Genomic DNA, 21,753 nt, shown 5'->3' with positions numbered 1-21,753 from the left:
CAACAAAGCAGGCGCCGGATCCCGGCGCCTGCTTTGTTGTTGCTACTGCTTTGTTGTTGCTACTGCCAAAATCCTAAGGCTTATTTGGGCATCAGCACTGAGTCGATCAGGTAAACCGTCGCGTTGGCAGTCTGGACGCCACCGCAGATCACGTTGGCTCCGCCGTCAACCGTGAGGGCATCCTTGGTGCCGGCAACCGTCACTTCGCCACCCTGGACAGTCTTGTGGGTGCCGACGATCTGGTCCGGGGTCAGCTGACCGGGGACTACGTGGTAGGTGAGAATCTTGCTCAGCAGGGCATCGTCCGTCTTGAGCGTCTCGATTGTTGCGGGGTCGATCTTGGCGAAGGCATCGTCAACCGGTGCGAACACCGTGAATTCGCTGCCGTTCAGGGTGGAAACCAGGTCCACCTTGGGGTTGAGCTTGCCTGACACCGCGGCGGTCAGGGTCTTGAGCAGCGGGTTGTTCGATGCTGCTACGGCTACCGGGTCCTGGGCCATGCCCATGACCGAACCGGCACCGTCCGGAACCTGTGCGGCGTAACCGGCGCAGCCGGGGCCCACAAGGTTAGCGGCCGGATCCATGGCGGCGCTGCTCATGGAGGCCGACGGCGAAGCAGACGGCATGGCCGACGACGACTCCGGCGCGGAGGACGGAGCTGCCGACGAGGATGAAGGTGTGCTGGAACCACCACAGGCAGTGAGTCCGAGAAGGGCGGCTGCAGTGAGGCCAACGAAGGCGAGGGCGGGGCGCTTTGTGGACAACATGTCATTCTCCTTGTTTTTGGAACCAGGGCGTTGGATCCATCGGGTGGTGGGACACGGGCTGCAGGTGCGGCTTTTGCTACACCGGCGGTTTGTGTCTCACCAGCTATTCGGAGGATGGGACGGGGTGGATGGGTCCGGATTGAAAAAGTTTTTTAAACCAGCGATACCCACCCCACCGCGGCCCCTCGACAGCCGCCGCTCCGCCTTTAGAAGTACGGCTTGGTGATCAGCTCCAGCGCGTGACCGGCGGGGTCTTTGAAATACACGCCGCGGCCGCCGTGTTCCGTGTTTGTCTCGCCCGGGCGGGTCATCTGCGGATCCGCCCAATGTTCGACGCCGGCACTCACCAGACGCTCATAGGCGCGGTCGAAGTGCTGGTCATCAACCAGGAATGCGTAGTGCTGCATCTGGATCTCGACCGGCGGCTCGGCGAATTGCAGCATCACCCCGCCGGCCAGCGTGAGGTTGGTGAAGGGCCCCCAGCCTGGGGCTTCCTCAGCTTCAAGGATGGAACGGTAGAACTCGGCTGACGCCGTGCGGTCGAGGGACGCGATGATGGTGTGGTTGAACAACGCGGGCATTCGGAACTCCTTTATATGTGGGGTTATGTCGATGGGCTGAAGGGTTCATCGATCCACAAGGAGGAGCCCGCGGGGCAACACCACGGTGGGCGCGGCAGCGCGTCAGAGGTCGGCCGGGTAGCCGATCCGTGCAGGGCAGAAGCCCGATCCGGTCATCACGTCCGCAAGTCTAGCTGAGGGGCTCAACCCAATGACAAGATGGGCGCCATGGCAATCGAAGTGCGGCCCGCGACGGTGTTCGATGACGTGAAAGCCCTTGTTGGGCCCAAGAGCCCCGATTCCAATGTGTGTTGGTGCCTGAGTTACAGGATCCCCTCCAAACTGAACCAGGAACTCCAGAGGCAGGACCGTGGAAAGTTCGTGAAGAAGCTGGTGGCCGAGGACCCTCCTCCGGGTGTTTTGGCCTACGACGGCGACGAAGTGGTGGGGTGGGCAGCTGTCCACCCCCGCGCGGACACCACTTTCGCGAAGAACCGGAAGATCCCCCACGTTGACGACGCCGAGGTGTGGTCAGTCTGGTGCATCCGCGTCAGGCCCGGGCATCGCGGCAAAGGCATCTCCCATGAACTCCTGCGCGGCGCCATCGACTTCGCCAAGAGCCACGGCGCCCCGGCCATCGAGGGCTATCCCGTGGACAATAAGGGCGGCAAGGTTGATCTGACCATGGCCTACGTAGGCACGCGGAAGCTCTTCGAGAAGGCAGGTTTCAAGAAGGTAGCTGAGACGACCTCCGTGCTCAACGGTTTCCCCCGGGTGCTGATGCGCCTGGACCTCAGCTAGCCGCCCTGCAACCGGGCCGTCATTCGGTGCGCCTCCTCGAGCAACAGCTTGCCGAGGAATTCCTGGCGGACCGGACGGAACCGGGGTTCAATTCCCGTCAAGGAAAGTGCCCAGGCCGGCCGGCCTTGCTGGTCAAAGACGGCGGCGCCCATCCCCCAACTGCCTTCCAGGATCAGCCCGGGATTAACGGAAAAGCCCGCCAGCCGGGTCTGAGAAAGGTTACTCCGCACCACGTCCGCAGGATGCCCTCCAGCAAAGTCGCCCGCATGCGACGGCCAATCCGCCAGCAGCGACTCCTGTTCTTCGGAAGACAGGAAAGCCATGATGGCTGTGCCCGCTGACGCCACTCCCAGCGGGAAACGCACACCTTCGTGGAGTACGAATGAACGCACCGGAAACGAGCCCTCTTCCCGCAGGACACATACGGTTTCGTTCCCGCGGCGGATGGAGAAGAACGCGCTCTCGCCCGTCTCCGCAGCGAGCCTGCGCAGGGACGGCCGGGCAATGTCCTCCATGGGAAAGCGAGCCGCGGCCACCGATCCCAGCAGGAAGATCTCCGGTCCCAATACCCACTTTCCGGAGGCGGAATCATGTTCCAGCAAACCCTCTGCGGCCAAGGACGTCAGCAGCCGGTGAACCGTTGGCCTGGTCAGCCCGGATTCGCGCACCAAGCCCGCCAACGACGTGCCCTCGGGCTTCCGACCCACCAGGCGCAGTAACAAAGCCACTCGGCCCACTACTTGGGCTCCTTGTACTGCCACGGCATCCTCCTGGAGAATTGATCCACAATATGGACAGCTTCAAGCGTAGCGTCCACACCGTGAGTAGCCAACACCATTGATCGTTGACCACCCACCCGAAGAAACCTAGGCTCCAGTACAGAGGCAACGAGTCCACAAAGTGGATACCATCCAGCCACACTCAACGAGGAGTCCAGAATGTCCATAATCCACGCGAGCGCAGCCCAGGCGCTCCATGACCTGATGGCAGACGGCATGATCATCGCCGTCGGCGGTTTTGGCCTGAGCGGCATCCCCGCAGACCTGATCGACGCCGTCCGGGAGTCGGGCGCCAAGGACCTCACCATCGTCTCGAACAACATGGGCGTGGACGGCAAGGGCCTGGGCGTCCTGATTGAGGCGGGCCAGGTCCGGAAGGTCATCGCGTCCTATGTCGGCGAGAACAAGCTTTTCGCCGAGCAATACCTGGCCGGGCAGCTCGAGGTCGAGTTCACGCCGCAGGGCACGCTGGCCGAGCGCCTCCGCGCCGGTGGCGCGGGCATCCCTGCCTTCTACACGCGGACGGGTGTGGGCACCTTGGTTGCCGAAGGCAAGCCTCTGGAAGAGTTCGACGGCGTCACGTACGTCCGCGAGCGCGCCATCACCGCCGACGTCGCGCTGGTCCATGCCCACACGGCAGATACAGACGGCAACCTGATTTACCGCTATACCGCACGGAACTTCAACCCCGTGGTCGCCACCGCAGGCAAGGTGACCATCGCCGAGGCCGAAGTCATTGTGCAGCCGGGCGGGCTGGACCCCAACCACATCGTCACTCCGGGCGTCTACGTCCAACGGCTGGTGCAGGCGACCGATCGCGTCAAAGACATCGAACAGCGTACGGTCCGGTCGCGACGCGAATCCCTCACGGTTTAGAAACAAAGGAGCATTCACCATGGCATGGACACGCGACCAGATGGCCGCCATCGCGGCCGAAGAATTGAACGACGGCGACTACGTCAACCTCGGCATCGGCATCCCCACGCTGGTGGCCAACAACCTGCCCGACGGCGTGCGGGTGGTTCTCCAGAGCGAGAACGGCCTGCTCGGCATGGGCCCCTTCCCCTATGAAGGGGACGAAGACGCCGACCTTATTAACGCAGGCAAGCAGACCGTCACCATCACCCCCGGCGGGAGCATCTTCGATTCCGCAACGTCGTTCGGCATGATCCGCGGCGGGCACGTGAAGGTGGCCATTCTGGGTGCCATGCAGGTCTCCGGCTCCGGCGACCTCGCCAACTGGACCATCCCCGGCAAGATGGTCAAGGGAATGGGCGGAGCCATGGACTTAGTGGCCGGGACACCGCGCGTCGTGGTCCTCACAGAGCACAATGCCAAGGACGGCACGGCCAAGATCGTCAGCGAATGCACCCTGCCCTTGACCGGGCTCGGATGCGTTGACCGGATCATCACGGACCTCGCCGTTTTCGATATCGAAGAAACGCACGACGGCGGCACCCGCCTTCTGCTGACCCGCCTCGCGCCCGGCGTCACGGTGGAGGAGATCCGCAGCAAGACGGACGCGGAGTTCACGGAAGCGCTCACGTCTGAAGAACACACGCTTGAAGGAGCCAACGCATGAGCCTGAAAGACCAGTTCGGCAAGGACATCCTGCTCACGGGATGGGGCCACAGCAAGTTCGGCAAGCTGACGGACGACACCTTGGAATCACTGATTGTCCAGGTTGCGGGGGAAGCAATCAGCAACTCCGGGCTCGACCCCAAGGACATCGACGAGATCTACCTGGGCCAGTTCAATTCCGGCATGCAGCCCCTGGGATTCACGTCGTCCCTGGCGCTCCAACTCTCAGCGGACCTGGGCAATGTCCCGGCCACCCGCACTGAGAACGCCTGCGCTTCAGGATCCGCGGCGTTCCAGCAGGGCGTGAAAGCAGTGCTCGCCGGAACAGCACGCAACGTTTTGGTGATCGGCGCAGAGAAAATGACCGACGCCGGCGCAGATGTGGTGGGAGCAGCCCTCCTCGGTGCTTCGTATGAAATGGCCGGCAAGGCATCCAGCACCGGGTTCACGGGCTTGTTCGCAGAGGTGGCCAAGCATTACGGGAAGCGCTACGGGTCCAGCATCGACGCTGAAAAGTACCCCGGTGGCCTGGGCGACGTCCTCGGTTCCATCGCCGCCAAGAACCACCACAACGGCATGGACAACCCGTACGCCCAGATGCACCGCGACTTCGGCGTAGAGTTCTGCCGGACTATTTCCGACAAGAACCCCATGGTGGCCGAGCCCTTGCGCCGCACGGACTGTTCGCCGGTATCGGACGGTGCCGCCGCCGTCGTGCTCTCAACGTCGGCAACCGGGGGCGCAACCGCACCTGTGCGCTTGGCTGGTTTTGGCCACGCGAACGACTTTTTCCCGGCAGAGAAGCGCGATCCTACCGAATTCGCCGCCACCAGGGCGTCGTGGGAGCGCGCCTTCACCATGGCGGGCGTCGGCATCGAGGGGTTGGATTTCGCCGAGGTGCACGACTGCTTCACCATCGCCGAGCTCATCATGTACGAGGCCATGGGGCTGACACCGCGCGGCGAAGGCAGCCGTGCCGTCCAGGAGGGTTGGGTCTACAAGGACGGCAAGCTGCCCATCAACGTTTCCGGCGGCCTGAAAGCGAAGGGCCACCCCGTCGGCGCCACAGGTGTCTCGCAGCACGTCATCGCGGCCATGCAACTCACGGGCACGGCAGGGGACATGCAACTGCCCAACGCGCGCCGCGGTGCCGTGCAGAACATGGGCGGCGTGGGCATCGCGAACTACGTGAGCGTGCTGGAGTCTGTCTAACCCCGGATCAGCGCCGCGATCTCCGCAAACCCGAGCCGCTCTGCGTTCTGCAGGGCGGTTCGGCCTTGGGGGTCACGGATATCCGGGTTGGCTCCCGCAGCGAGGAGCTGCCGGACCACGTCCTGCTGGTTGGGTCCGCCGTTGTTGAGCAGGATGGCTTCCTGCATGGCGGTCCATCCCAGGTTGTTCACGTGGTCCACAGGAACGCCCGCCGCGATGAGGATGCGCACAGTGTCCGTGTGCCCGTGTTCGCTCGCCGGGATCAGGGCAGTGCCGCCGTATCGGTTGATGCTGCGAACATCCGCCCCGGCACCCAACGTCAGCTGAAGGACCTCGTTGAATCCTTCGGCTCCCGCGTAGAGGAACGCTGAGTCCTGGATGTCATCCTTCGCGTTGACGTTGCCACCGGCCGCGATCAGTTCACGGACCTTCACAACATCGTTGGCTTTCGCGGCGAGGATCAGGAGACGGTCGGTTTTGATCTGGGCCTCCGGTGACAGTTGGGGCGGCGCGGCAGCCGACGACGCCGGGCCAGGGCCCACGCTCGACGGTGCGGCTGAGGTGGGAGCTGCTTGAGTCGGGCTCGGGCTGGAAGGCTGCGCGCCGGACGGCGGGGCTGTCGCCGTCGTACATCCGGACAGCAGCGCGAGCACCAGCAATCCCGCCCCAACCACGGGAGTTTTTGTACAGAAGACGCCCCTAAAACGCTTCCATAAGGGCGGTATCTGTACAAAAACTCCACGAGGATTCATGGCTACTTCGCTGCCACGGCCAAGGCCTCAGCGCCGGCGGTGGCGCAGGCTTCGTCCAGGGCACCGTCCGGTGCTCCACCCACGCCGATGCCGGCCACCGAAACACCGTTGACCTTCAGCGGGACGCCACCGGCCAGGAACAGGGTGCCGGGGAGGTCGGCAATCGAGGGTCCGTTGCCATTGATGCGCTTGGCCAGTTCACTGGTGGGAGCACCGAACGCAGCCGCCGTGTACGCCTTCTGCTTGGCCGCCTCAATGGTGTGCTCGGCGGCGTTGTCACCACGGAGGAGCGCCTGGACGGTGCCGAACCGGTCCACCAGGGCCACTGTCACGAAAGGCAGTTTGTCAGCCTGGCACTTGGCGAGCGCGGCGTTCACGGCCTTGCTCGAAGCTCCCACGGTGATGCGGTTCTGGGCCACGACGTTCTCCGGTGCAGGCTGAACGTCGGCTGCGACCTTGACGGGGGCGGCGACCGGCGCGGCGGCAGGCGCAACAGCATTGGCCACGGCTGTAACACCGCCGGTAAGCAACAGTGCTCCGGCTGCGGCGGCGGCAATCATCTTGTTGGACTTCTTCACGGAGTTCTCCTCGTAGTAAGCATCGGGCTCGTAGTAAGCATCGGGTACATCTCCATGCTCCCGGGACGGAACCGCTGCGGCATCGGCCCGAAGCAGGCCACGGCCTCATACCTTCCGCCAGCGGTATCAGCCAAAAGGTGGAGAGACCAATGAACGCGGGGCATCTAGCATGGGAAGAACGCCCTCAACGGAATCGGAAACAGGAACCACGCATGCCAGCAGCCGCGCCACGGCCGGACACAAGCAGCCGGATCGACGGCCGCATCGACGCCGTCGTGCACTCGGGCTTTGCCGTCCTGATGGTCGCTTCGGCGGTCCGCTACGTCATGCGGCACTCCCCCGCGGACAACCTCTGGACCGTGGCGTTGGCAGCAGCAGTCTGTGCGCTGTACACCGTGACCGCGCTCCTGGCCCATCGGCGGCACCCCGGCGAACGCCGGCGCCAGCTGTGGTTGGCGTGGATGATCGCTTTGGTTGCAGCGTGGGCCGCGTTGGTGGTGGTCGCCCCGAGCTTCGCGTGGTGTTCCTTCGCCATCTTCTTCCTCACCCGGACGGCCTTCCGCGGGCCGGCCGCGTATGTGGCGGGCGGCGCAACAGTGGCCGCCACCGCCGTCGGACTCTTCCGGATGAGCGAGTGGACGGACGTTGCCATGCTCCTGGGCCCGCTCGCCGCCGGTGCCATGCTCACGTTGATCTATGACAAGGTCGAGCGCGGCCAGGAGCAGCTTGCCGTAAGCGAACGGGAGGCCGGCATCGCCGCGGAACGCGAGCGTGTTTCCCGCGAAATCCACGACACCGTCACCCAAGGCCTGGCCAGCAGCCTGCTCCTCCTGGAGGCAGCACAGCGGTCCTGGCCCGATGCTGCGAACCCTGACGTGCGCAAGGCAACCGATGTGCTGCGACGAAACCTCGCCGACACCCGCAGCCTGGTTCACGAACTCTCCGCCCCGGGCCTGGAGGCCGCGCCCCTCCCCGAGGCGCTGGAACATGCGGCCCGTCAGTACGTCGACGCCATCCGGGTCCAAGTCACCGGAGACCCGAGGCTCCTTCCCTCCGAGGTACGGCACGCCCTTTTGCGCGTGACCCAGAGCGCCGCGGCCAACATCAAGCTGCACGCCAGTGCCGACCACGCCAGCGTGACGCTTGGGTACCTTCCGGATGCGGTGACCTTGGACGTATTCGACGACGGCCGCGGCTTTGATCCCGCAGCGCTGCCATCGCCGTCGGAAAAGGGCGGTTACGGGCTGAGGGCCATGCGGCAACGGGTGGAACAGTTGGGCGGAGAATTGTCGGTGGAAAGCGCGCCGGGAGAAGGCACCATTATCGCGGCGCAGCTGCCTGTCAGCCCGCCGGCCAGTTCTTCCAAGGAGGCCCTGTGACCACCATTTCCGTGGTGCTCGTGGACGACCACACCGTAGTCCGGAGCGGACTCAAGGCGCTTCTGGGCACCCAACCTGATATCGCCGTCGTCGGCGAAGCCGCATCCGGTGAGGAAGCGCTCGAAGTGGCCCAGCAGCAGGCGCCCGACGTCGTCCTCATGGACCTTGCCATGGGCGCAGGGATGGACGGCATCGAAGCCATCAAACAGCTCCGCCAGCGCCGACCCAAGCAGGCAGTCATCGTGTTCACCACCTATGACTCCGATGCCGACATCGTCCGTGCCGTGGACGCAGGGGCCATGGGCTATTTGCTCAAGGACGCGGCGCCGGCAGAGATCTTCGCAGCGGTCCGTGGCGCCGTGGAGGGTAAGAGCGTGATGAGCGCGCCAGTGGCCTCGCGCCTGTTCCAACAGCTTCGAAATCCGGACGAGATCCTCACCCCGCGCGAAGCCGAACTGCTCAGCCTGCTGACCGAGGGCCTCAGCAACCGCGATCTCGGGAAACGCCTGTTCATCTCCGAGGCAACCGTCAAAACCCACCTCGCCCATATCTACGCCAAACTGGGTGTCGAGACACGGGCTGCAGCAATTGCCACCGCTATCCGGCGCGAGGGGATGCGGTAGGACACGTGGTTGGCTACGCTGACCGTATGTCGGACGCAGCGGATCGAAAATTGTTCAAGACCCCGGGAACGGCTTTGATCGTCAGGGGTGTCCTCGCCATCGTTTTTGGCCTGTTAATCCTGGCTTTGCCAAGCGCCACGGCGTTCGTTGTGGTTGTGATGTTCGGGTTCTTCGCGATCATCGACGGCATCACCAGCCTGGCCCATTACTTTTATGACCCCGCGGGCCGGTCACGGTGGTCGATTGCCGGTGGCCTCATCTCGATCGCTGCCGGCATCCTGGCCATCGCCTGGCCCGGGATCACGGCAGCGGCCGTAGGCGTCCTCATCGGGTTGTGGGCCCTCGTGCTCGGGCTCTCACAGATTGTCTTGTCCTTGGCTGCCAGGAACTTCGTCAGCAACTGGGGGCTCTGGTTCCTGACCGGGCTCATCACCACGGTGTTCGGGATTGTGGTGCTGGTGAATCCGGGCCTCGGCTTCCTGGGCGTGGTGTGGATGCTGGCAGGGTTCGCGATCCTGACTGGCCTGCTGCTCATTGCCTCAGGCATCGGGCTGCGCAAACTGGCCGATACCCGGCCGTTGTATGGCCACTAGTATCCCGGTAAAAAGCCGTGAGGGGATGCGCTCAGCGCCAAGTTCGGTAAGTTAGTGGCTGTGAAGATAGCTACCTGGAATGTGAACTCCCTCCGCGCCCGTGCCGACCGCGTTGAAGCCTGGCTTGAGCGCAGCGACTGCGATGTCCTGGCCATCCAGGAAACCAAATGCAAGGACGAGAACTTCCCGTGGGAGCTCTTTGAGCGCATGGGGTACGAGGTTGCACACTTCGGCGTCAACCAGTGGAACGGGGTGGCCATCGCCTCCCGTGTGGGTTTGGACGATGTGGAGCGCACCTTCCTGGACCAGCCGGCATTCGGCAAGGCAGGCAAGGACCCCGCCCAGGAAGCGCGTGCCATTGCGGCCACCTGCGGCGGCATCCGGATCTGGAGCCTCTACGTTCCCAACGGCCGCTCGTTGGACGACGAGCACATGCCGTACAAGATCAAGTGGCTTGACGTCCTGCAGGGCCACGCAGCCGAGTGGGTCAAGTCCGACTCGACCGCCCAGATCGCACTTATGGGTGACTGGAACATCGCCCCGTTCGACGACGACGTGTGGGACATCGAGCTGTTCCGCACCAACAACTACACCCACGTCTCCGAACCCGAGCGCGCCGCCTTCCACGCCTTCGAAGCCGCCGGGTTCACCGACGTCGTCCGCCCTTACACTCCCGGCCCCGGCGTTTACACCTACTGGGACTACACGCAGCTGCGCTTCCCCAAGAAGGAAGGCATGCGCATCGACTTCTGCCTCGCGTCCCCGGCGCTGGCATCGCGTGTCACAGGTGCCTCCATCGACCGTGAGGAACGCAAGGGCAAGGGCGCCTCGGACCACGCTCCCGTGATGGTGGAGCTCGCAGACTAAGAACACGCTCACCGCGACGAAAGGGGACGGCTGGACATGACTGGAAACCTGTATCGGGGCCAGGCAGGACTGCCGTTCTCTTCGTCGCTGCGCATTTATGAGCCGCTCGAAGCGTTCCCGCCCGAACAGCAGCGCCAACTCGTGGCGGAGGGCGGCAAGATAGGTTCCCGGGCCGCCGTCGAAAATGCGGAGCTGCAGGCCTCGCTGGGCCGCATCACGCGGTCCGGCGGCGATCCTTTCCCCACTGGCCGAACGGACCTGGTCCGCATGACGCGGGTGCCCGCCGGGCGGCATGCCGCCGGGGCGGATAAAGAAGATCACGACGCCGGTCGGCTGCTTTACTGCCCCAGCCAACTGGTGATTCGGGCCGGCTTGGCGGCGAACGCGCTCATGGACGGTGTGCATAGTCCGCTGGCCGACCTTCTGATTCCGGTCTCTCAAAGGGATAGGCACCAGGTCAGAATCGATCGCATCAATGCCGGGGAAGACGCCAAGCGCGTCCATACCCGGGCGTCAACATGGGGAATCCCGTTCAGTTGGTTCTCGCTCTTTGCCGAGTCGGACCGCAAGGACGTGGTGGAATCCGAGGGGCGCATTCTGACCGTGCGGGTGTGGACTCCCCTGACGGAGGCCCTGGATCGGGCCCGCTTCGCCGTGGCCCACCTGGCCCTGGCCGCGCCGGACCTGGACATGCTGGATGACCTGACGCAGCTGACGGAATGGCTGGAGCTGTTCCACCTTCAGTCGATGGTTGAGCTGGACTATGGAGCCGTGGCCGACAAGGTGTACCCGGACGAGTCGCCCATGGATGTGCGGCTGGGTATCGAGTGCTTGGCTGAGGGCGACATGACCGGAGCGGCCGCTGCCTACCGCCGGCTCGCGTCGCGGTGGATCCCCATCCGGCAGTTGGCGCGCGCTTCCTAGCTTGGCGGGGCTTGAGGCGACGAATGGGGCTTTAGGCGCTTGGCGGGGCTGTTGTCTCGCGAACGATCAGCTCATGGGGGGCAACTTCCGAATGCACGGCTTCCGGGTTGCCGTCCAGCTCGTCAAGGAGCATTTTCGTGGCAAGTTCGGCCTGGTTGTCGGGCCGTTGGCCCACGGTGGTCAGGCCAATGGAGGACGAGAAGTCGTGGTCGTCAATGCCGATGACCGAGAGATCCTGCGGCACCCTGACCCCGTGGCGGCCCGCCTCGAAAATAACGCCCATCGCCATCTCGTCCGAAGAGCAGAAGATGGCCGTGGGCTTGCGCCCCGGCTGGCTCCAAAGCCTGTTGAAAGCCTGCTGGCCGCTGGCAACCGTGAAATCGCCCCACTGGTCCCATTCGGGGCGGACTTCCAGCCCGGCGTCGGCCATGACCTCCTGGAAGGCGCGGATCCGCACCCGGGGGACGTCGAAGTTCAGGTCCGTTTCGTCGTCGCCGTGGAGCAGGGCGATGTCCTTGTGGCCCAGGTCCAGGAGGTGCCGCACGGCCGTGGAAGCGGCGTCGTAATCATTGATGCCGATGTAGGCGCAATCTTCAACATGGCCACCCACCACTACCAGCGGGATGTCGATTTTGTGGAGGTGTTCGAGTTCTTCCTCGGTCAAGGACATACACAGGACCAACAATGCATCGATCTGCTTGTAGACCATGGTGGAACTGAAGAGCCGCTCACGGTTGCTGCCGTGGCCACCAAGGTTGAACAGGGAAAGGTTGTACTTGCGGGAATGCAGTTCCCGGTCCGCGCCCTCGATGGCCTTGGAGAAGAACCATCGGCTGACGAAGGGTGCCAGGACGCCGATGGTACGGGTGCGGCCCGTTGCAAGCCCGGACGCCGACGACGACGCCACGTATCCCAGCGAACTGGCAACTTCGAGGATCTTTTCGCGGGTCGCCGGAGACACCCGCGGCAGTCCCCGCACCGCCCGTGAGACGGTCGCCGTCGAGACGCCAGCGGCTGCAGCGACGTCCTCAATACTGACGCCGGTGTGGCCGCCGCGTTGGGACCTACCCGTTGTTCGTGACACAGGCTCCCCTCTCCGGCCGCCGTTGCTCCGCCTTCACCTTAAATGTGGACGGGTGGTTTGCAGCCCTCGGTTACGCGGCATCGTAATGCGCTGCGCAGCCGAGGGCTGCGGTTCCTAGCCCTTGAGGCCGCCGGACAGCAGGCCGCGCACGAAGTAGCGCTGCAAGCCGAAGAACACCAGGAGCGGGATGATGATGGAAACGAATGCCGCCGCCGGGTTCAAGTAGTCCCTGGCGCCGCGCGTACCGGAAATCTCCGCCAAACGCTGCGTAATCGGGGCTACATCCGCTGTTCCACCGGAGAACACCAGGGCCACCAGCAGGTCATTCCAGACCCACAGGAACTGGAAGATCGCCAGGGATGCCAGAGCCGGAACGGAGAGCGGCAGGATGATCCGCCAGAAGATGGTGCTGTGTCCGGCACCATCCACCCTTGCCGCCTCGATGACTTCACCGGGAATTTCGGAGATGAAGTTGTGGAGGAGGAAGATACCCAGCGGAAGACCGAACATGGTGTGGGCGATCCAGAGCTGGGCGTACGAGCCCGCCGGCAGGTGCAGGGTCTGCGTGAAGAACTGCAGGAGCGGAATCAACGCCATCTGGAGCGGGATGATCTGCAGGGCAAAGACGAAGATGAACAGTGCGTCCCGACCCTTGAACTTGCCCCAGGCGAACACGTAGGCAGCCATGGATGCCAGCACCAGCACAAAGATGGTGACCGGGATGACGATCGCTATGGAGTTGACGAAGTACTGAGACAAGTTGGCCGACTGTGAGCCGGCCGGCGTGAGGACGTCCGTGTAGTTCTTGAACGTGAAGTCCCAGTCCACAAAGGCATTCCACCAGCCGTTGGACCGGGGTCCAACTTGCTTGGCAGCCGGCCTGAACGAGGTGACAAACAGACCGAACGTCGGGACGGACCAGACGACTGCGATAACGATCGCTGCCGCTGTTGCCCACTTGGAGGTCAGTTTGGTTTTGACCCTCCGCATGATCGGCTGGGCGTCCTCCGTAGGGTCGGATCCAGGACGCTGCCGGGTGGCCTTCGAGGCCTCTTTCGGGGCTGGCGTGGCTGTCAATGGATCTCCCTTTGCTTGCGAAGGACTCGAGCGTTGTACACGACGATGGGCAGAACCATCAGGAACAGGACCAGCGCCAATGCGGCACCGCGTCCCGGCTCACCTGCGCGGAAGGCCTGTGTGTACATTTCGTTGGCCACAACAGAAGTGTCGTAGTTTCCGGCAGTCATGGTCCGGACGATGTCGAACACCTTCAGGGTGGCGATGGTGATGGTGGTCAGCACCACCACCAGTGCTCCACGGATACCCGGAATGGTGACGTTGCGGAACTGCTGCCAGGCGTTCGCTCCATCAAGGCGGGCTGCCTCGACGAGTTCCACCGGGACACCCTTGATGGCGGCCGAAAGGATCACCATGGCAAAGCCGGTCTGGATCCAGACCATCACGATGATCAGGAAGAACGTGTTTTCCGGGGCGTCCAGGAGGAACTGCTTCGGGTCCATTCCCAGGGCGTCGCGGAAGAAGTTGAGGACACCGGTTTGTTCAATGCCAGGACCACGGTAGTCGTACACAAGCTTCCAGATGATGCCGGCGCCCACAAACGAGATGGCCATCGGCATGAAGACCAAGGACTTCAGTACTTTCTCGCCCCTGGCCTTGTCGATGAAGACTGCGTAGGCGAGTCCAAAGCCCGTGGACAACAGGGGAACCAGGACAGTCCAGATGACGGTGTTCCGCAGCGTGGTCAGAGCCTCCGGCTGCGTGAACATCCAGACGAAGTTGTCGAATCCGTTGCCATTGCCGCTGGCATCAGTGAAGGCCAGCGTTGATGTGCGGATCGCGGGATACACCAGGCCCACCAGCATAAGGATTGCGGCCGGGGCAAGGAAGCCGGCCACGGTAACCCTGTCCTTGACCGATTTCGGTGCCCTGTCCACCACCAGCATGATGATGCCGATAACCGCTGCGAATATCGCCAGGGCTATCACTACTTGAAGGAGTTTTCCTCCGATAAATTCCATACCCAACCTCCGGGGCGTGAGTGAATCACTGAGTTCCGGGAAAAGCACTGCCTCCCCGGCTGGGCATTCCAGTCAGGGGAGGCAGCACTTTGGGAGTTAGCTCTTAGGCCAGCTGGACTCGATGCTGTTGGCAACATCCTGGGAAGACGTGCCGTTGATCCACTGCACGATGCCCTTCCAGAACGAGTTGGAACCAACTGCACTCGGCATGAGGTCCGAGCCATCGAAACGGAAGACAGTCTCGGGGTCCTGGAGGATCTTGACGGTCAGTTTGTCGAGGTCGGACTGTGCGTTGTTCGGGTCCAGGCCCTTGTTTGCACTGACAACGCCGCCCAGCTTGACGCGGTTGTTGGCAAAGTCGGCGCTTGCCAGGTAGGCCAGGAACGACTGGACCTCTGCGGTGTCCTTGTACGCTCCAACCATCTCGCCGCCACCGGTGACTGCCTTGCCCTTGCTTTCGTCAATCGGCGGGGTGATGAAGGCCCACACGTCGCCGTCCTCGGCAACGTTGGTTCCTGCAGGCCAGTTGGCGGCCTGGAAGTTGGCCTGGTGGTGCATCGCGCACGTACCATCCAGGACCGGCTGGCCAGCCTGGGCGAAGCCGGTGCTCAGGATCGAGCGGACGTCACCGAAGCCGCCGTTGACCATGTCCTGGTTGAGCAGGATGTCGCCGGCCTTATCGAAGGACTCCACGATCTTGGGGTCGTTGAACGGAATCTGGTGGGCAACCCACTGATCGTAGACCTCGGGGCCGTGGGCACGCAGGACGACGTCTTCGATCCAGTCAGTGCCGGGCCAACCCGTAGCCTCACCGGACTCGAATCCGGCACACCACGGCTTCATGTTCTTGTCATCTGCCGCGATCTTCTTGGACAAATCGATCATTTCGTCCCACGTCTTGGGGACTTCCCAGCCCTTGTCCTTGAAGGTCTTGGGCGCGTACCAAACGAAGCCCTTGACGTTCGCAAGCATCGGGGCCGCGTAGTACGTTCCGTCCACGGTGCCGTACTTCTTCCAGTCCGGGGACCAGTTCTTGTCCACGAGGTCGGAGACGGTCTTGGGAGCAGGCTTCAAGTACCCGGCCCGGGCCTGGGTTGCAAGAAGACCGGGCTGCGGGAAGATTGCCACGTCAGGAGCGGTGCCGGACTGGGCCCGGACGCCGATCTGCGTTTCGAATTCCTTGCTGCCTTCGTACTTGATGGTGATTCCCGTGCAGTCTTCAAACTGCTTCCAGGATTCCTCGAGGTTGGTGGCTTCGATATCGACGATCGTCGAGTAGACGGAGACGGTCTTGCCGTCGTGCTTGCCGTAGCTTTCGTAGGCGGAGCAGTTATCCGAGCCGGCGGTGGATCCCCCACCACCACCATCTCCGCTACAGGCTGAGAGGGTAAGTGCCAGAACACCGGCGGCTGCGACCGGTAGCAGGTACTTGGTTTTCTTCATGCTAAAGACTCCTCGCTGAGTACAAGTGATTTCGGCGGCGCAATTGATGTGGTGACGCTCACACTAGCCATGATGGAAGCATAAATGCAAGCGCTTACACCGAACGTAACCGCATCGATACCAAGCAGTCTGCTGATCTCGATTGAGGGTCAGTAGCGACCCCTTGGAGCCGCCTCTTCGGAAGTCCGCCGCGACCGGCAGGGCAGCCTTCCGATTTGTTTACCCAGTGTTGCCTATGGAAGGGTAGGAAGTGTGGATGAACTTGAAGCACTGCAGACTATCGGCCGACTGATCAAGGAAGAACGCCTGGCGCAAGGCTTGAGCCAGGTGCAGTTGGCCAAGCAGGCAGGCACCGCCATCAAGACCGTCCGCACGTTGGAATCGGGCACGCGGCGCACCCAGGAAATCAACCAGCGCAAGCTGGAACACGCGTTGGGTTGGCGGGCCGGCTCCGTCTCAGAGGTCCTCAAAGGAAAATCCAGCTTTGCGCCGGAAATGATCACCCCCGACGACATGCGTTCGGGCGACGAACCGCGTCAGGGGCCTCCGCGCATAGCAGTACCCGCCGCTCCCATCGCCCGGGCTTCGCACCTCTCCGACGAAGAACTCCTCGCAGAGCTCACCTACCGGATGATGCACCGCAACAGGGGCTAGGCCCGGCGGATGGTCAGCCCTTGCGCCGGACCATCTCATTGATCCAGCTGGGCGCGAAAGGTGACGTGCAGTTAGGCGGCGTGGGGTAGTCCTTGAGGACTTCAAGCCGCTCGCCGATATCCAAAGCCCTGGCTCGATGTTCCGGGAACTCGATCCCGATCTGGGCCAGGCACTGGTTCATGGCCCACTGGAGGCGGTCCGGAGCGCCCTTCATTTCGGCCTCGATGATGTCCAGAAGCTGCTCCAGGGCCAGGCCCTCAGGTTTCTTGACTACCCGCTCGGACGTCAGCGCCCACCCCGCACTCGCCACAACAGGGTCAGGGTCAGAAAACCACGCCACCCGCAGGTCCTCGGAGTGCGGGCTCTTCTTCACCACATAGTTCACCAGCCAGTCCTGCAGCTTGGGAGTCCGGGACTCACGGAGCATGCTGTCCAGCTCCTCGCTTTCAAAGGCCTTGGGGCGGCAAATCAGGAGTGACAGCAGCCTGGCAGCGGTGTCGCCCGTGGACCACAGTTCGCGCGACAGCTCCTGCTGCGTTTTCAGCCTCTTCGCGACGGCGCGCAGCTTGCTGAGGTTCACGCCGTGGTCGTCGCCGTGCTTTTCGTTGACTTCCCGGGCCCGGGGTTCCTCCAGAGCGGCCAGCTCGTCCATGAGTTCGGCCACGGTCGTTTCCAGCACCGTCGTTCCAGCCACTGCAGTCTCCTGTCCATTGCGTATGAATCTCAGGCTACTAGGCAAGGACAAGAAGATGGCAGCCCCCGTCCCGTCGGTTGTCCGCGGTGGGGGCTGCCATCAGTTGTTTTGCGTGGTTACTTCTCGCCCTTGAACAGACCGGCGATCTTCGAGCCCAAACCCTTGACGTTTTCGGCAACGTCTCCGGCGATTTCCTTGGATTTCTCCGCGACATCGCCCGCCAATTCCTTGGCGTTTTCTCCTACATCACCGGAGAAGAATTCCTTGACATTCTCGGCTGCGTCACCGGCAAACTCCTTGACATTCTCAGCAGCGTCACCGGCAAACTCCTTGACATTCTCAACAGCCTCGCCAGCAAATTCCTTGGCATTCTCCAAGGCATCGCCAGCGGCATCCTTGGCATTTTCCGCCGCGCCGTTGACCGCTTCGGCTCCCGTGGTCTCTTCACTCATGGTGCTCTCCTTTGTGACGGTTGGATCTGGGACAGTACGTGCCAAAGGAAGTTATTCCCCCTTTGGATTCAACCTATTGGCTTGGTGTCGGGTTCTGCAATATCAGCGGACACGTTCCGCCTTAGTGAAACGGGACCGGGCTCCGGAAACCATGTGGACAAGCACCGGCGTCTTCTGACCAATTACTTGGTCCAATACTTCAACAAGCTGCGACACCTCGGCCGCGAGGATATGCGGCGCCACTCCTTGCCTCGGTTGGATCCGAATACGCAGGCCAGGCTTGCCCTTCACTTCATAGGTCGCCACTGAGGCGCCCGCGAGGTCTGATCTCTCAGACAAGGCCGCCCTGAGCGCCTGCTCGGCGACCCCTCCACCAATCCGGACTTCGCCATTGATATGGCTGTCGTCGTCACTGGCGACCAAAAGGTTGGCCCGGCCCTTACCTTGCTGGGAGAGCCAGGCGACCATGGCGATGATGATGACCACCAGGATCGCGCCGGCCGCAATCCACAGCCAGCTTTCTTCCCGCCCTGGGAAGCGCGTCTCGCGGAAGGCGGTCTCCATGCCAGCCCAGACACTGGCGGACCAGCCATGCCACCATGCAGCCACCGCTGGCACGGTGGCCAACAACAGGAGAAGCAGACCGACGGCCAGGAGTTTCACGCCAATAATGAACAGCAGTACACGGTTGAGGGCCCTTGGTGTTCCGTTCACGCGCCAATCACCCCCGACGACGCCAGGTTTACCCGGACAGAAGGCATCGGTACCGGCGACATCTCATCAAGTTCGGCTTGCACCGCAGCCAGAACAGCCTCTTCACTGACCCTGCTGCCCGAGGTGGGCCGTACATTGACCACCACCATTTGGCGCGAGACAACCACCATGACCTGCTCCTGGGTCACGTTCGCAGCAGTTCGTGCACGACGTGCCAGGGCGGAGGCAAGGACCTCATCATCAACTACGACGGCGGTACGCGGGTCCCGGAGCAGATGCCGTGCCCGCCTGCCGGGCAGCACTGCATGCAGGAAAAAGAACAGGCCGATCATCGCGATAACGGCACCACTGGCACCCAACAGCAGGGGCGTAATGCCGTCGGGGAGCTTGATAATGCGTTCGGCCGCTGTGGTGGGGTCGATGAGCCACGGCGGTTGCCCAACTGCGCGAACACCTGCTTCGAGCAGCGCATAGACGCAGAAAAGGATCACCAGCACCGCGGCGATGACGGATGCCCCTGCCCGGGACGAATGGGTCTCACGGCGCAGGATTCGGCTCATTTCTGGGTCTTCACCTGCCACCGGGCCTGCTCCTGCGTTCGAGTCCACCTGTGTTTCCTGGTCCTGTGTCACTGAACGCGGCCTCCCTCCGTCACATGCGCTCCACTGATCCTGATGTCTACCCGGCTTATTTGGGAGCCGCTGAGTCTCGTGACCGTGTCAAGAACACTTGCCTTGGCTGCCACCGCACGATCCCAGATGGATCCCCCGAAGCCCTGTACACGCAACGGATCCCGAAGGACCTCGGTCAAAGCCGGGATGCTGATCGGTGCCACGATCGACAAAGCCAGCAGGCCGTCGTCGTCCGCCCAATCGGCGCGGATGTCGGTGGCGGGAACGCCAAGAGCCTCGGCGGCGGCAGCGCGCGCCAAGGATGTCAATGCCTGGGTACTGATCCGGTTGTGGCCGGCCAGGCTGGTGGTGGTGTCCACAGCCTCAGCCACGCTCATGACGAAGAGCGCCGGCCCGTAATGGCATCCAGGACGCTGCGGAGGTCCAGTTTGCCCTCAGCTGCGCGGCCCAGCAGCGCACCGATGCCCATGAAAAGAAGCGAGATCAGGAAACCCCAGAGTCCGAACGAAAAGGACATGAAGGCCACGAAGGCGCCGATCGCAATTCCAACAACGGTCATGCTCACTGGAGTGCCTCCCTTTCAGCGAGGACATTCTTGGTACCAACAGGTTTGGCCGATGGGGCCACGTAAACGTCGTTGATCTCGATGTTGACCTCAATGACCTGGAGGCCAACAAGTTCCTCAACCGCACGGAAAACAGCACTCCGGACCTGGTTGGCGACGCTGTGCAGGGGATGTCCATAAAGGGCTACCAGATTGATGTCCACGGCCACCTGGGTTTCGCCGACTTCTGCGCGGACGCCCGCTGCATGGTCCGAACTGCCGACGGCGTCGCGAATGGCGCCCAGAGCACGGGACGGCCCCGATCCCAACGAGTAGACGCCCGGCACGGTTCGAGCAGCGATGCCCGCAACTTTGGCCACGGCCGCCTCGGAGATGATGGTGCGTCCGGTACCAAGGATCTCGCCCCCAGGCACGGGATCAAACTGCACGTTCTGGTCTTCCATGGAGCACTCCCCTTCTCTTGAGTACCACCCTAGCGTCTAGCTCCGACGCTTTGGGAGAAGCGTCAGGCGAGAGGGGAGTGCGCGCGGCGGCTACTTACAGTTCTTATCCATCCAGTCCTGAATGGGCTTCATGAGTTCTTCGAACTTCCCATCGCCATACTTGCTGAAATCCGATCCTGCGGACTCCGTGAAAGCCCTGAGCTTTTCGAAGGCGGGCTTCAATTCATCCGGCACTTTGCCCTGCATTTGGGACAACTCCTGCTTGGCCTTCTCCACGTCATCGGGATTGCCGCCCACCAGTCCAGCCAACGGCAGGATGGTGACGCTCAGCATGGTGGCGCTGACCGAGATGCAGGCTTCGGAAATCGACGTGAACTCACCATAGGCTCCGCCCATGCCAGTGGTGGCGCCGGTGCTGGCTGTTGCGTCCGGGCTCGATTCTGAGGGTGCGGCTGAACTGGTTCCCACCTCCGCGGCCGGAGCCTCCGACGACGCACTGGGAGACTGCTGCGCAACCGGCGACGGGATGGTGCACGCGCTGAGGGTCAGCGTGGCAATCAGAAGGGCTACCGGAATGAGGCGGCGGCGCTTGGGCGTACTTGAACGTGGGATGGTGACCATGGTTCCCCCATAGGATGCGTGCGATTGACGGGCCAGCGAGGCAAGACTACGCCCAGCACCCCGCGGTGAAAAGGGTTGGGTTATCCACAAGACCCGGTTCGTGACTGTGGTGGGCGCGTTTGACGCACCTAGACTGGCCGACACACCGCCAAACAGCTGCTGGGGAGCCTGTCATGCCACGCCTTTCGTCTGCCACTTTTCCTTTTGCGCTCTCCCGGACGGCGGCCTTGGGCGTGGGGCTTGCTTTGCTTCTGGCGGGCTGCCAGAACGGCTCCACGCCCGGCGGTTCACCATCTAATACGGGCACGACGACGGCGTCACCCACCACAAGCTCTTCGGTCCCGGCAGCTTCGGCTACCACGGGTACAGCGTCGGCGTCTGCCGTGTACAAGCCTGCGGATGCCCAGGGGAAGGCACAGAATGTGCCGGTTCCTGTGATGCCCGACCTGGCGAAAGAGAACTCGAAGGCTGGGCTGGAAGCGTTTATCAGATATTGGTATGCACAACTGTCCTACGTTGGAGAAACAGGTGACATGTCATTGTGGCTCCCTTTGAGCTCGCCGGAATGCCAGCTTTGTCTTGGCCTTCAGGAGTCCGGTGAAGATGGCTTCGTCGATGGGCGCTGGTTAGCCGGAGGGAAAATCTCCGTACCGGCCATAGAAGCGCTATGGACCGCCGAAGCCGTACAGGCGGTGAAGGTGCAGGTCATTCAAGGTCAAATTGACTACTACAACGCTGACGGAACTGTCGGGAGGTCAAGGTCGGAAGCCTCCAATGATGCCTTCGCCATATTCGCTAAGTATGTCGAGGGAAAATGGACGGTGGTGGACCTTGGCGTCATTGAATGAGACCGCCAGAGGGCTGTCCCTCTTCGCTCTGGGGGTCCTAGGTTGGATCATCCTCACCTTGGCTCTTGCCCTTCCCTCTACCCCGGCCGATGGTGCGTGGGCAGCAAACAATGCTGGGGACCGGGGCATCGAAATAGGTGCAAGGTTT

Annotated in this window: 28 protein-coding genes; 11 read left to right on the top strand and 17 right to left on the bottom strand. The window is 62.8% G+C overall.

Annotation, left to right across the window (positions count from 1 at the left end; genetic code table 11):
- Positions 1 to 80: 80 nt before the first annotated feature.
- Positions 81 to 767 carry a fasciclin domain-containing protein gene (locus LN996_RS03920; RefSeq protein ID WP_231338866.1) on the bottom strand — a complete coding sequence of 229 codons (687 nt, stop codon included), beginning with the start codon at positions 765 to 767 and terminating at the stop codon, positions 81 to 83.
- A 206-nt stretch (positions 768 to 973) separates the two neighbouring features.
- Complete coding sequence (locus LN996_RS03915; protein WP_231338865.1) at positions 974 to 1,348, bottom strand: VOC family protein; 375 nt, start codon at positions 1,346 to 1,348, stop codon at positions 974 to 976.
- 207 nt (positions 1,349 to 1,555) lie between these two features.
- Between LN996_RS03915 and LN996_RS03910 the strand changes: the two genes are divergently transcribed.
- Complete coding sequence (locus LN996_RS03910) at positions 1,556 to 2,128, top strand: GNAT family N-acetyltransferase (RefSeq protein ID WP_231338864.1); 573 nt, start codon at positions 1,556 to 1,558, stop codon at positions 2,126 to 2,128.
- Here the strand turns inward: LN996_RS03910 and LN996_RS03905 are convergent.
- Positions 2,125 to 2,889: an IclR family transcriptional regulator gene (locus LN996_RS03905; RefSeq protein WP_231338863.1), complete on the bottom strand. Its 765-nt coding sequence runs from the start codon at positions 2,887 to 2,889 to the stop codon at positions 2,125 to 2,127. The genes LN996_RS03910 and LN996_RS03905 overlap by 4 nt on opposite strands.
- A gap of 177 nt (positions 2,890 to 3,066) precedes the next feature.
- On the opposite strand from LN996_RS03905, the gene LN996_RS03900 reads away from it, so the two are divergent.
- Genes LN996_RS03900 through LN996_RS03890 form a run of 3 tightly spaced genes read left to right on the top strand, consistent with a single transcriptional unit; the run spans position 3,067 to position 5,700 of the window.
- Positions 3,067 to 3,783: a CoA transferase subunit A gene (locus LN996_RS03900; RefSeq protein WP_231338862.1), complete on the top strand. Its 717-nt coding sequence runs from the start codon at positions 3,067 to 3,069 to the stop codon at positions 3,781 to 3,783.
- A 19-nt stretch (positions 3,784 to 3,802) separates the two neighbouring features.
- Positions 3,803 to 4,489, top strand: a complete 687-nt coding sequence (locus LN996_RS03895; RefSeq protein ID WP_231338861.1) for a CoA transferase subunit B — start codon at positions 3,803 to 3,805, stop codon at positions 4,487 to 4,489.
- The gene (locus tag LN996_RS03890; protein ID WP_231338860.1) at positions 4,486 to 5,700 is read left to right on the top strand and encodes an acetyl-CoA acetyltransferase; all 1,215 of its coding nucleotides are present in this window, start codon (positions 4,486 to 4,488) and stop codon (positions 5,698 to 5,700) included. The genes LN996_RS03895 and LN996_RS03890 overlap by 4 nt, the downstream gene beginning before the upstream one ends.
- On the opposite strand, the gene LN996_RS03885 is transcribed toward LN996_RS03890, so the two are convergent.
- On the bottom strand, positions 5,697 to 6,374 hold the full coding sequence (locus LN996_RS03885; RefSeq protein WP_231338859.1) for an ankyrin repeat domain-containing protein: 678 nt from the start codon (positions 6,372 to 6,374) through the stop codon (positions 5,697 to 5,699). The genes LN996_RS03890 and LN996_RS03885 overlap by 4 nt on opposite strands.
- 80 nt (positions 6,375 to 6,454) lie before the next feature.
- The gene (locus LN996_RS03880; protein ID WP_231338858.1) at positions 6,455 to 7,030 is read right to left on the bottom strand and encodes a heme-binding protein; all 576 of its coding nucleotides are present in this window, start codon (positions 7,028 to 7,030) and stop codon (positions 6,455 to 6,457) included.
- Between the two features lie 212 nt (positions 7,031 to 7,242).
- Here LN996_RS03880 and LN996_RS03875 point away from each other — a divergent pair, with 212 nt between their 5' ends.
- The 5 genes from LN996_RS03875 to LN996_RS03855 are packed head-to-tail and all read left to right on the top strand — an operon-like array spanning position 7,243 to position 11,416.
- Positions 7,243 to 8,409 (top strand): sensor histidine kinase, encoded by a 1,167-nt coding sequence (locus LN996_RS03875; protein ID WP_231338857.1) that lies wholly within the window; start codon positions 7,243 to 7,245, stop codon positions 8,407 to 8,409.
- On the top strand, positions 8,406 to 9,032 hold the full coding sequence (locus tag LN996_RS03870) for a response regulator transcription factor (RefSeq protein WP_231338856.1): 627 nt from the start codon (positions 8,406 to 8,408) through the stop codon (positions 9,030 to 9,032). Before LN996_RS03875 ends, LN996_RS03870 begins: the two co-directional genes overlap by 4 nt.
- Positions 9,033 to 9,058: 26 nt before the next feature.
- A complete protein-coding gene (locus LN996_RS03865) occupies positions 9,059 to 9,625 on the top strand; it encodes an HdeD family acid-resistance protein (protein WP_231338855.1) in 567 nt (188 codons plus the stop codon).
- Between the two features lie 60 nt (positions 9,626 to 9,685).
- Positions 9,686 to 10,492, top strand: coding sequence for an exodeoxyribonuclease III (locus LN996_RS03860; RefSeq protein ID WP_231338854.1), 807 nt, complete (start codon positions 9,686 to 9,688; stop codon positions 10,490 to 10,492).
- A gap of 36 nt (positions 10,493 to 10,528) precedes the next feature.
- Entirely contained in the window at positions 10,529 to 11,416 is an 888-nt protein-coding gene (locus tag LN996_RS03855) for a hypothetical protein (protein WP_231338853.1), read from the top strand.
- A 31-nt stretch (positions 11,417 to 11,447) separates the two neighbouring features.
- On the opposite strand, the gene LN996_RS03850 is transcribed toward LN996_RS03855, so the two are convergent.
- The 4 genes from LN996_RS03850 to LN996_RS03835 all read right to left on the bottom strand — a co-directional run bounded on the left by LN996_RS03850 (position 11,448) and on the right by LN996_RS03835 (position 15,982).
- Positions 11,448 to 12,500, bottom strand: coding sequence for a LacI family DNA-binding transcriptional regulator (locus LN996_RS03850; RefSeq protein ID WP_231338852.1), 1,053 nt, complete (start codon positions 12,498 to 12,500; stop codon positions 11,448 to 11,450).
- Between the two features lie 114 nt (positions 12,501 to 12,614).
- Complete coding sequence (locus LN996_RS03845; RefSeq protein ID WP_231338851.1) at positions 12,615 to 13,577, bottom strand: carbohydrate ABC transporter permease; 963 nt, start codon at positions 13,575 to 13,577, stop codon at positions 12,615 to 12,617.
- Positions 13,574 to 14,539, bottom strand: a complete 966-nt coding sequence (locus LN996_RS03840) for a carbohydrate ABC transporter permease (protein ID WP_231338850.1) — start codon at positions 14,537 to 14,539, stop codon at positions 13,574 to 13,576. Before LN996_RS03840 ends, LN996_RS03845 begins: the two co-directional genes overlap by 4 nt.
- 96 nt (positions 14,540 to 14,635) lie before the next feature.
- Positions 14,636 to 15,982, bottom strand: a complete 1,347-nt coding sequence (locus LN996_RS03835) for an ABC transporter substrate-binding protein (protein WP_231338849.1) — start codon at positions 15,980 to 15,982, stop codon at positions 14,636 to 14,638.
- A 252-nt stretch (positions 15,983 to 16,234) separates the two neighbouring features.
- Between LN996_RS03835 and LN996_RS03830 the strand changes: the two genes are divergently transcribed.
- On the top strand, positions 16,235 to 16,636 hold the full coding sequence (locus LN996_RS03830) for a helix-turn-helix transcriptional regulator (RefSeq protein WP_231338848.1): 402 nt from the start codon (positions 16,235 to 16,237) through the stop codon (positions 16,634 to 16,636).
- Positions 16,637 to 16,649: 13 nt separating this feature from the next.
- On the opposite strand, the gene LN996_RS03825 is transcribed toward LN996_RS03830, so the two are convergent.
- The 8 genes from LN996_RS03825 to LN996_RS03790 all read right to left on the bottom strand — a co-directional run bounded on the left by LN996_RS03825 (position 16,650) and on the right by LN996_RS03790 (position 20,757).
- Positions 16,650 to 17,330, bottom strand: coding sequence for a DNA alkylation repair protein (locus tag LN996_RS03825; protein WP_374110770.1), 681 nt, complete (start codon positions 17,328 to 17,330; stop codon positions 16,650 to 16,652).
- A 116-nt stretch (positions 17,331 to 17,446) separates the two neighbouring features.
- The gene (locus tag LN996_RS03820) at positions 17,447 to 17,782 is read right to left on the bottom strand and encodes a hypothetical protein (protein WP_231338847.1); all 336 of its coding nucleotides are present in this window, start codon (positions 17,780 to 17,782) and stop codon (positions 17,447 to 17,449) included.
- Between the two features lie 102 nt (positions 17,783 to 17,884).
- On the bottom strand, positions 17,885 to 18,496 hold the full coding sequence (locus LN996_RS03815; protein WP_231338846.1) for a hypothetical protein: 612 nt from the start codon (positions 18,494 to 18,496) through the stop codon (positions 17,885 to 17,887).
- Positions 18,493 to 19,128 (bottom strand): DUF6286 domain-containing protein, encoded by a 636-nt coding sequence (locus tag LN996_RS03810; protein ID WP_231338845.1) that lies wholly within the window; start codon positions 19,126 to 19,128, stop codon positions 18,493 to 18,495. Before LN996_RS03810 ends, LN996_RS03815 begins: the two co-directional genes overlap by 4 nt.
- A complete protein-coding gene (locus LN996_RS03805) occupies positions 19,125 to 19,505 on the bottom strand; it encodes a hypothetical protein (protein ID WP_231338844.1) in 381 nt (126 codons plus the stop codon). The genes LN996_RS03810 and LN996_RS03805 overlap by 4 nt, the downstream gene beginning before the upstream one ends.
- Positions 19,502 to 19,693: a DUF2273 domain-containing protein gene (locus LN996_RS03800; RefSeq protein ID WP_018779541.1), complete on the bottom strand. Its 192-nt coding sequence runs from the start codon at positions 19,691 to 19,693 to the stop codon at positions 19,502 to 19,504. The genes LN996_RS03805 and LN996_RS03800 overlap by 4 nt, the downstream gene beginning before the upstream one ends.
- Complete coding sequence (locus LN996_RS03795) at positions 19,690 to 20,136, bottom strand: Asp23/Gls24 family envelope stress response protein (protein ID WP_231338843.1); 447 nt, start codon at positions 20,134 to 20,136, stop codon at positions 19,690 to 19,692. The genes LN996_RS03800 and LN996_RS03795 overlap by 4 nt, the downstream gene beginning before the upstream one ends.
- Before the next feature lie 90 nt (positions 20,137 to 20,226).
- Entirely contained in the window at positions 20,227 to 20,757 is a 531-nt protein-coding gene (locus LN996_RS03790) for a hypothetical protein (protein ID WP_231338842.1), read from the bottom strand.
- Between the two features lie 383 nt (positions 20,758 to 21,140).
- On the opposite strand from LN996_RS03790, the gene LN996_RS03785 reads away from it, so the two are divergent.
- A complete protein-coding gene (locus LN996_RS03785) occupies positions 21,141 to 21,605 on the top strand; it encodes a DUF6318 family protein (protein ID WP_231338841.1) in 465 nt (154 codons plus the stop codon).
- The last annotated feature ends 148 nt before the right edge of the window (positions 21,606 to 21,753 follow it).

This window comes from Arthrobacter sp. AK01, assembly GCF_021109375.1.
In the GTDB taxonomy this organism is placed as follows: domain Bacteria; phylum Actinomycetota; class Actinomycetes; order Actinomycetales; family Micrococcaceae; genus Arthrobacter.
This window is presented reverse-complemented; position numbering and strand designations above follow the sequence as displayed.

Coding starts and splice junctions, on each gene's coding strand:
- LN996_RS03820 (WP_231338847.1), bottom strand. CDS start 17,782: ATGAGTGAAGAGACCACGGGAGCCGAAGCGGTCAACGGCGCGGCGGAA.
- LN996_RS03915 (WP_231338865.1), bottom strand. CDS start 1,348: ATGCCCGCGTTGTTCAACCACACCATCATCGCGTCCCTCGACCGCACG.
- LN996_RS03855 (WP_231338853.1), top strand. CDS start 10,529: ATGACTGGAAACCTGTATCGGGGCCAGGCAGGACTGCCGTTCTCTTCG.
- LN996_RS03840 (WP_231338850.1), bottom strand. CDS start 14,539: ATGGAATTTATCGGAGGAAAACTCCTTCAAGTAGTGATAGCCCTGGCG.
- LN996_RS03790 (WP_231338842.1), bottom strand. CDS start 20,757: ATGGTCACCATCCCACGTTCAAGTACGCCCAAGCGCCGCCGCCTCATT.
- LN996_RS03795 (WP_231338843.1), bottom strand. CDS start 20,136: ATGGAAGACCAGAACGTGCAGTTTGATCCCGTGCCTGGGGGCGAGATC.
- LN996_RS03865 (WP_231338855.1), top strand. CDS start 9,059: ATGTCGGACGCAGCGGATCGAAAATTGTTCAAGACCCCGGGAACGGCT.
- LN996_RS03875 (WP_231338857.1), top strand. CDS start 7,243: ATGCCAGCAGCCGCGCCACGGCCGGACACAAGCAGCCGGATCGACGGC.
- LN996_RS03835 (WP_231338849.1), bottom strand. CDS start 15,982: ATGAAGAAAACCAAGTACCTGCTACCGGTCGCAGCCGCCGGTGTTCTG.
- LN996_RS03920 (WP_231338866.1), bottom strand. CDS start 767: ATGTTGTCCACAAAGCGCCCCGCCCTCGCCTTCGTTGGCCTCACTGCA.
- LN996_RS03805 (WP_231338844.1), bottom strand. CDS start 19,505: ATGAGCGTGGCTGAGGCTGTGGACACCACCACCAGCCTGGCCGGCCAC.
- LN996_RS03895 (WP_231338861.1), top strand. CDS start 3,803: ATGGCATGGACACGCGACCAGATGGCCGCCATCGCGGCCGAAGAATTG.
- LN996_RS03900 (WP_231338862.1), top strand. CDS start 3,067: ATGTCCATAATCCACGCGAGCGCAGCCCAGGCGCTCCATGACCTGATG.
- LN996_RS03890 (WP_231338860.1), top strand. CDS start 4,486: ATGAGCCTGAAAGACCAGTTCGGCAAGGACATCCTGCTCACGGGATGG.
- LN996_RS03910 (WP_231338864.1), top strand. CDS start 1,556: ATGGCAATCGAAGTGCGGCCCGCGACGGTGTTCGATGACGTGAAAGCC.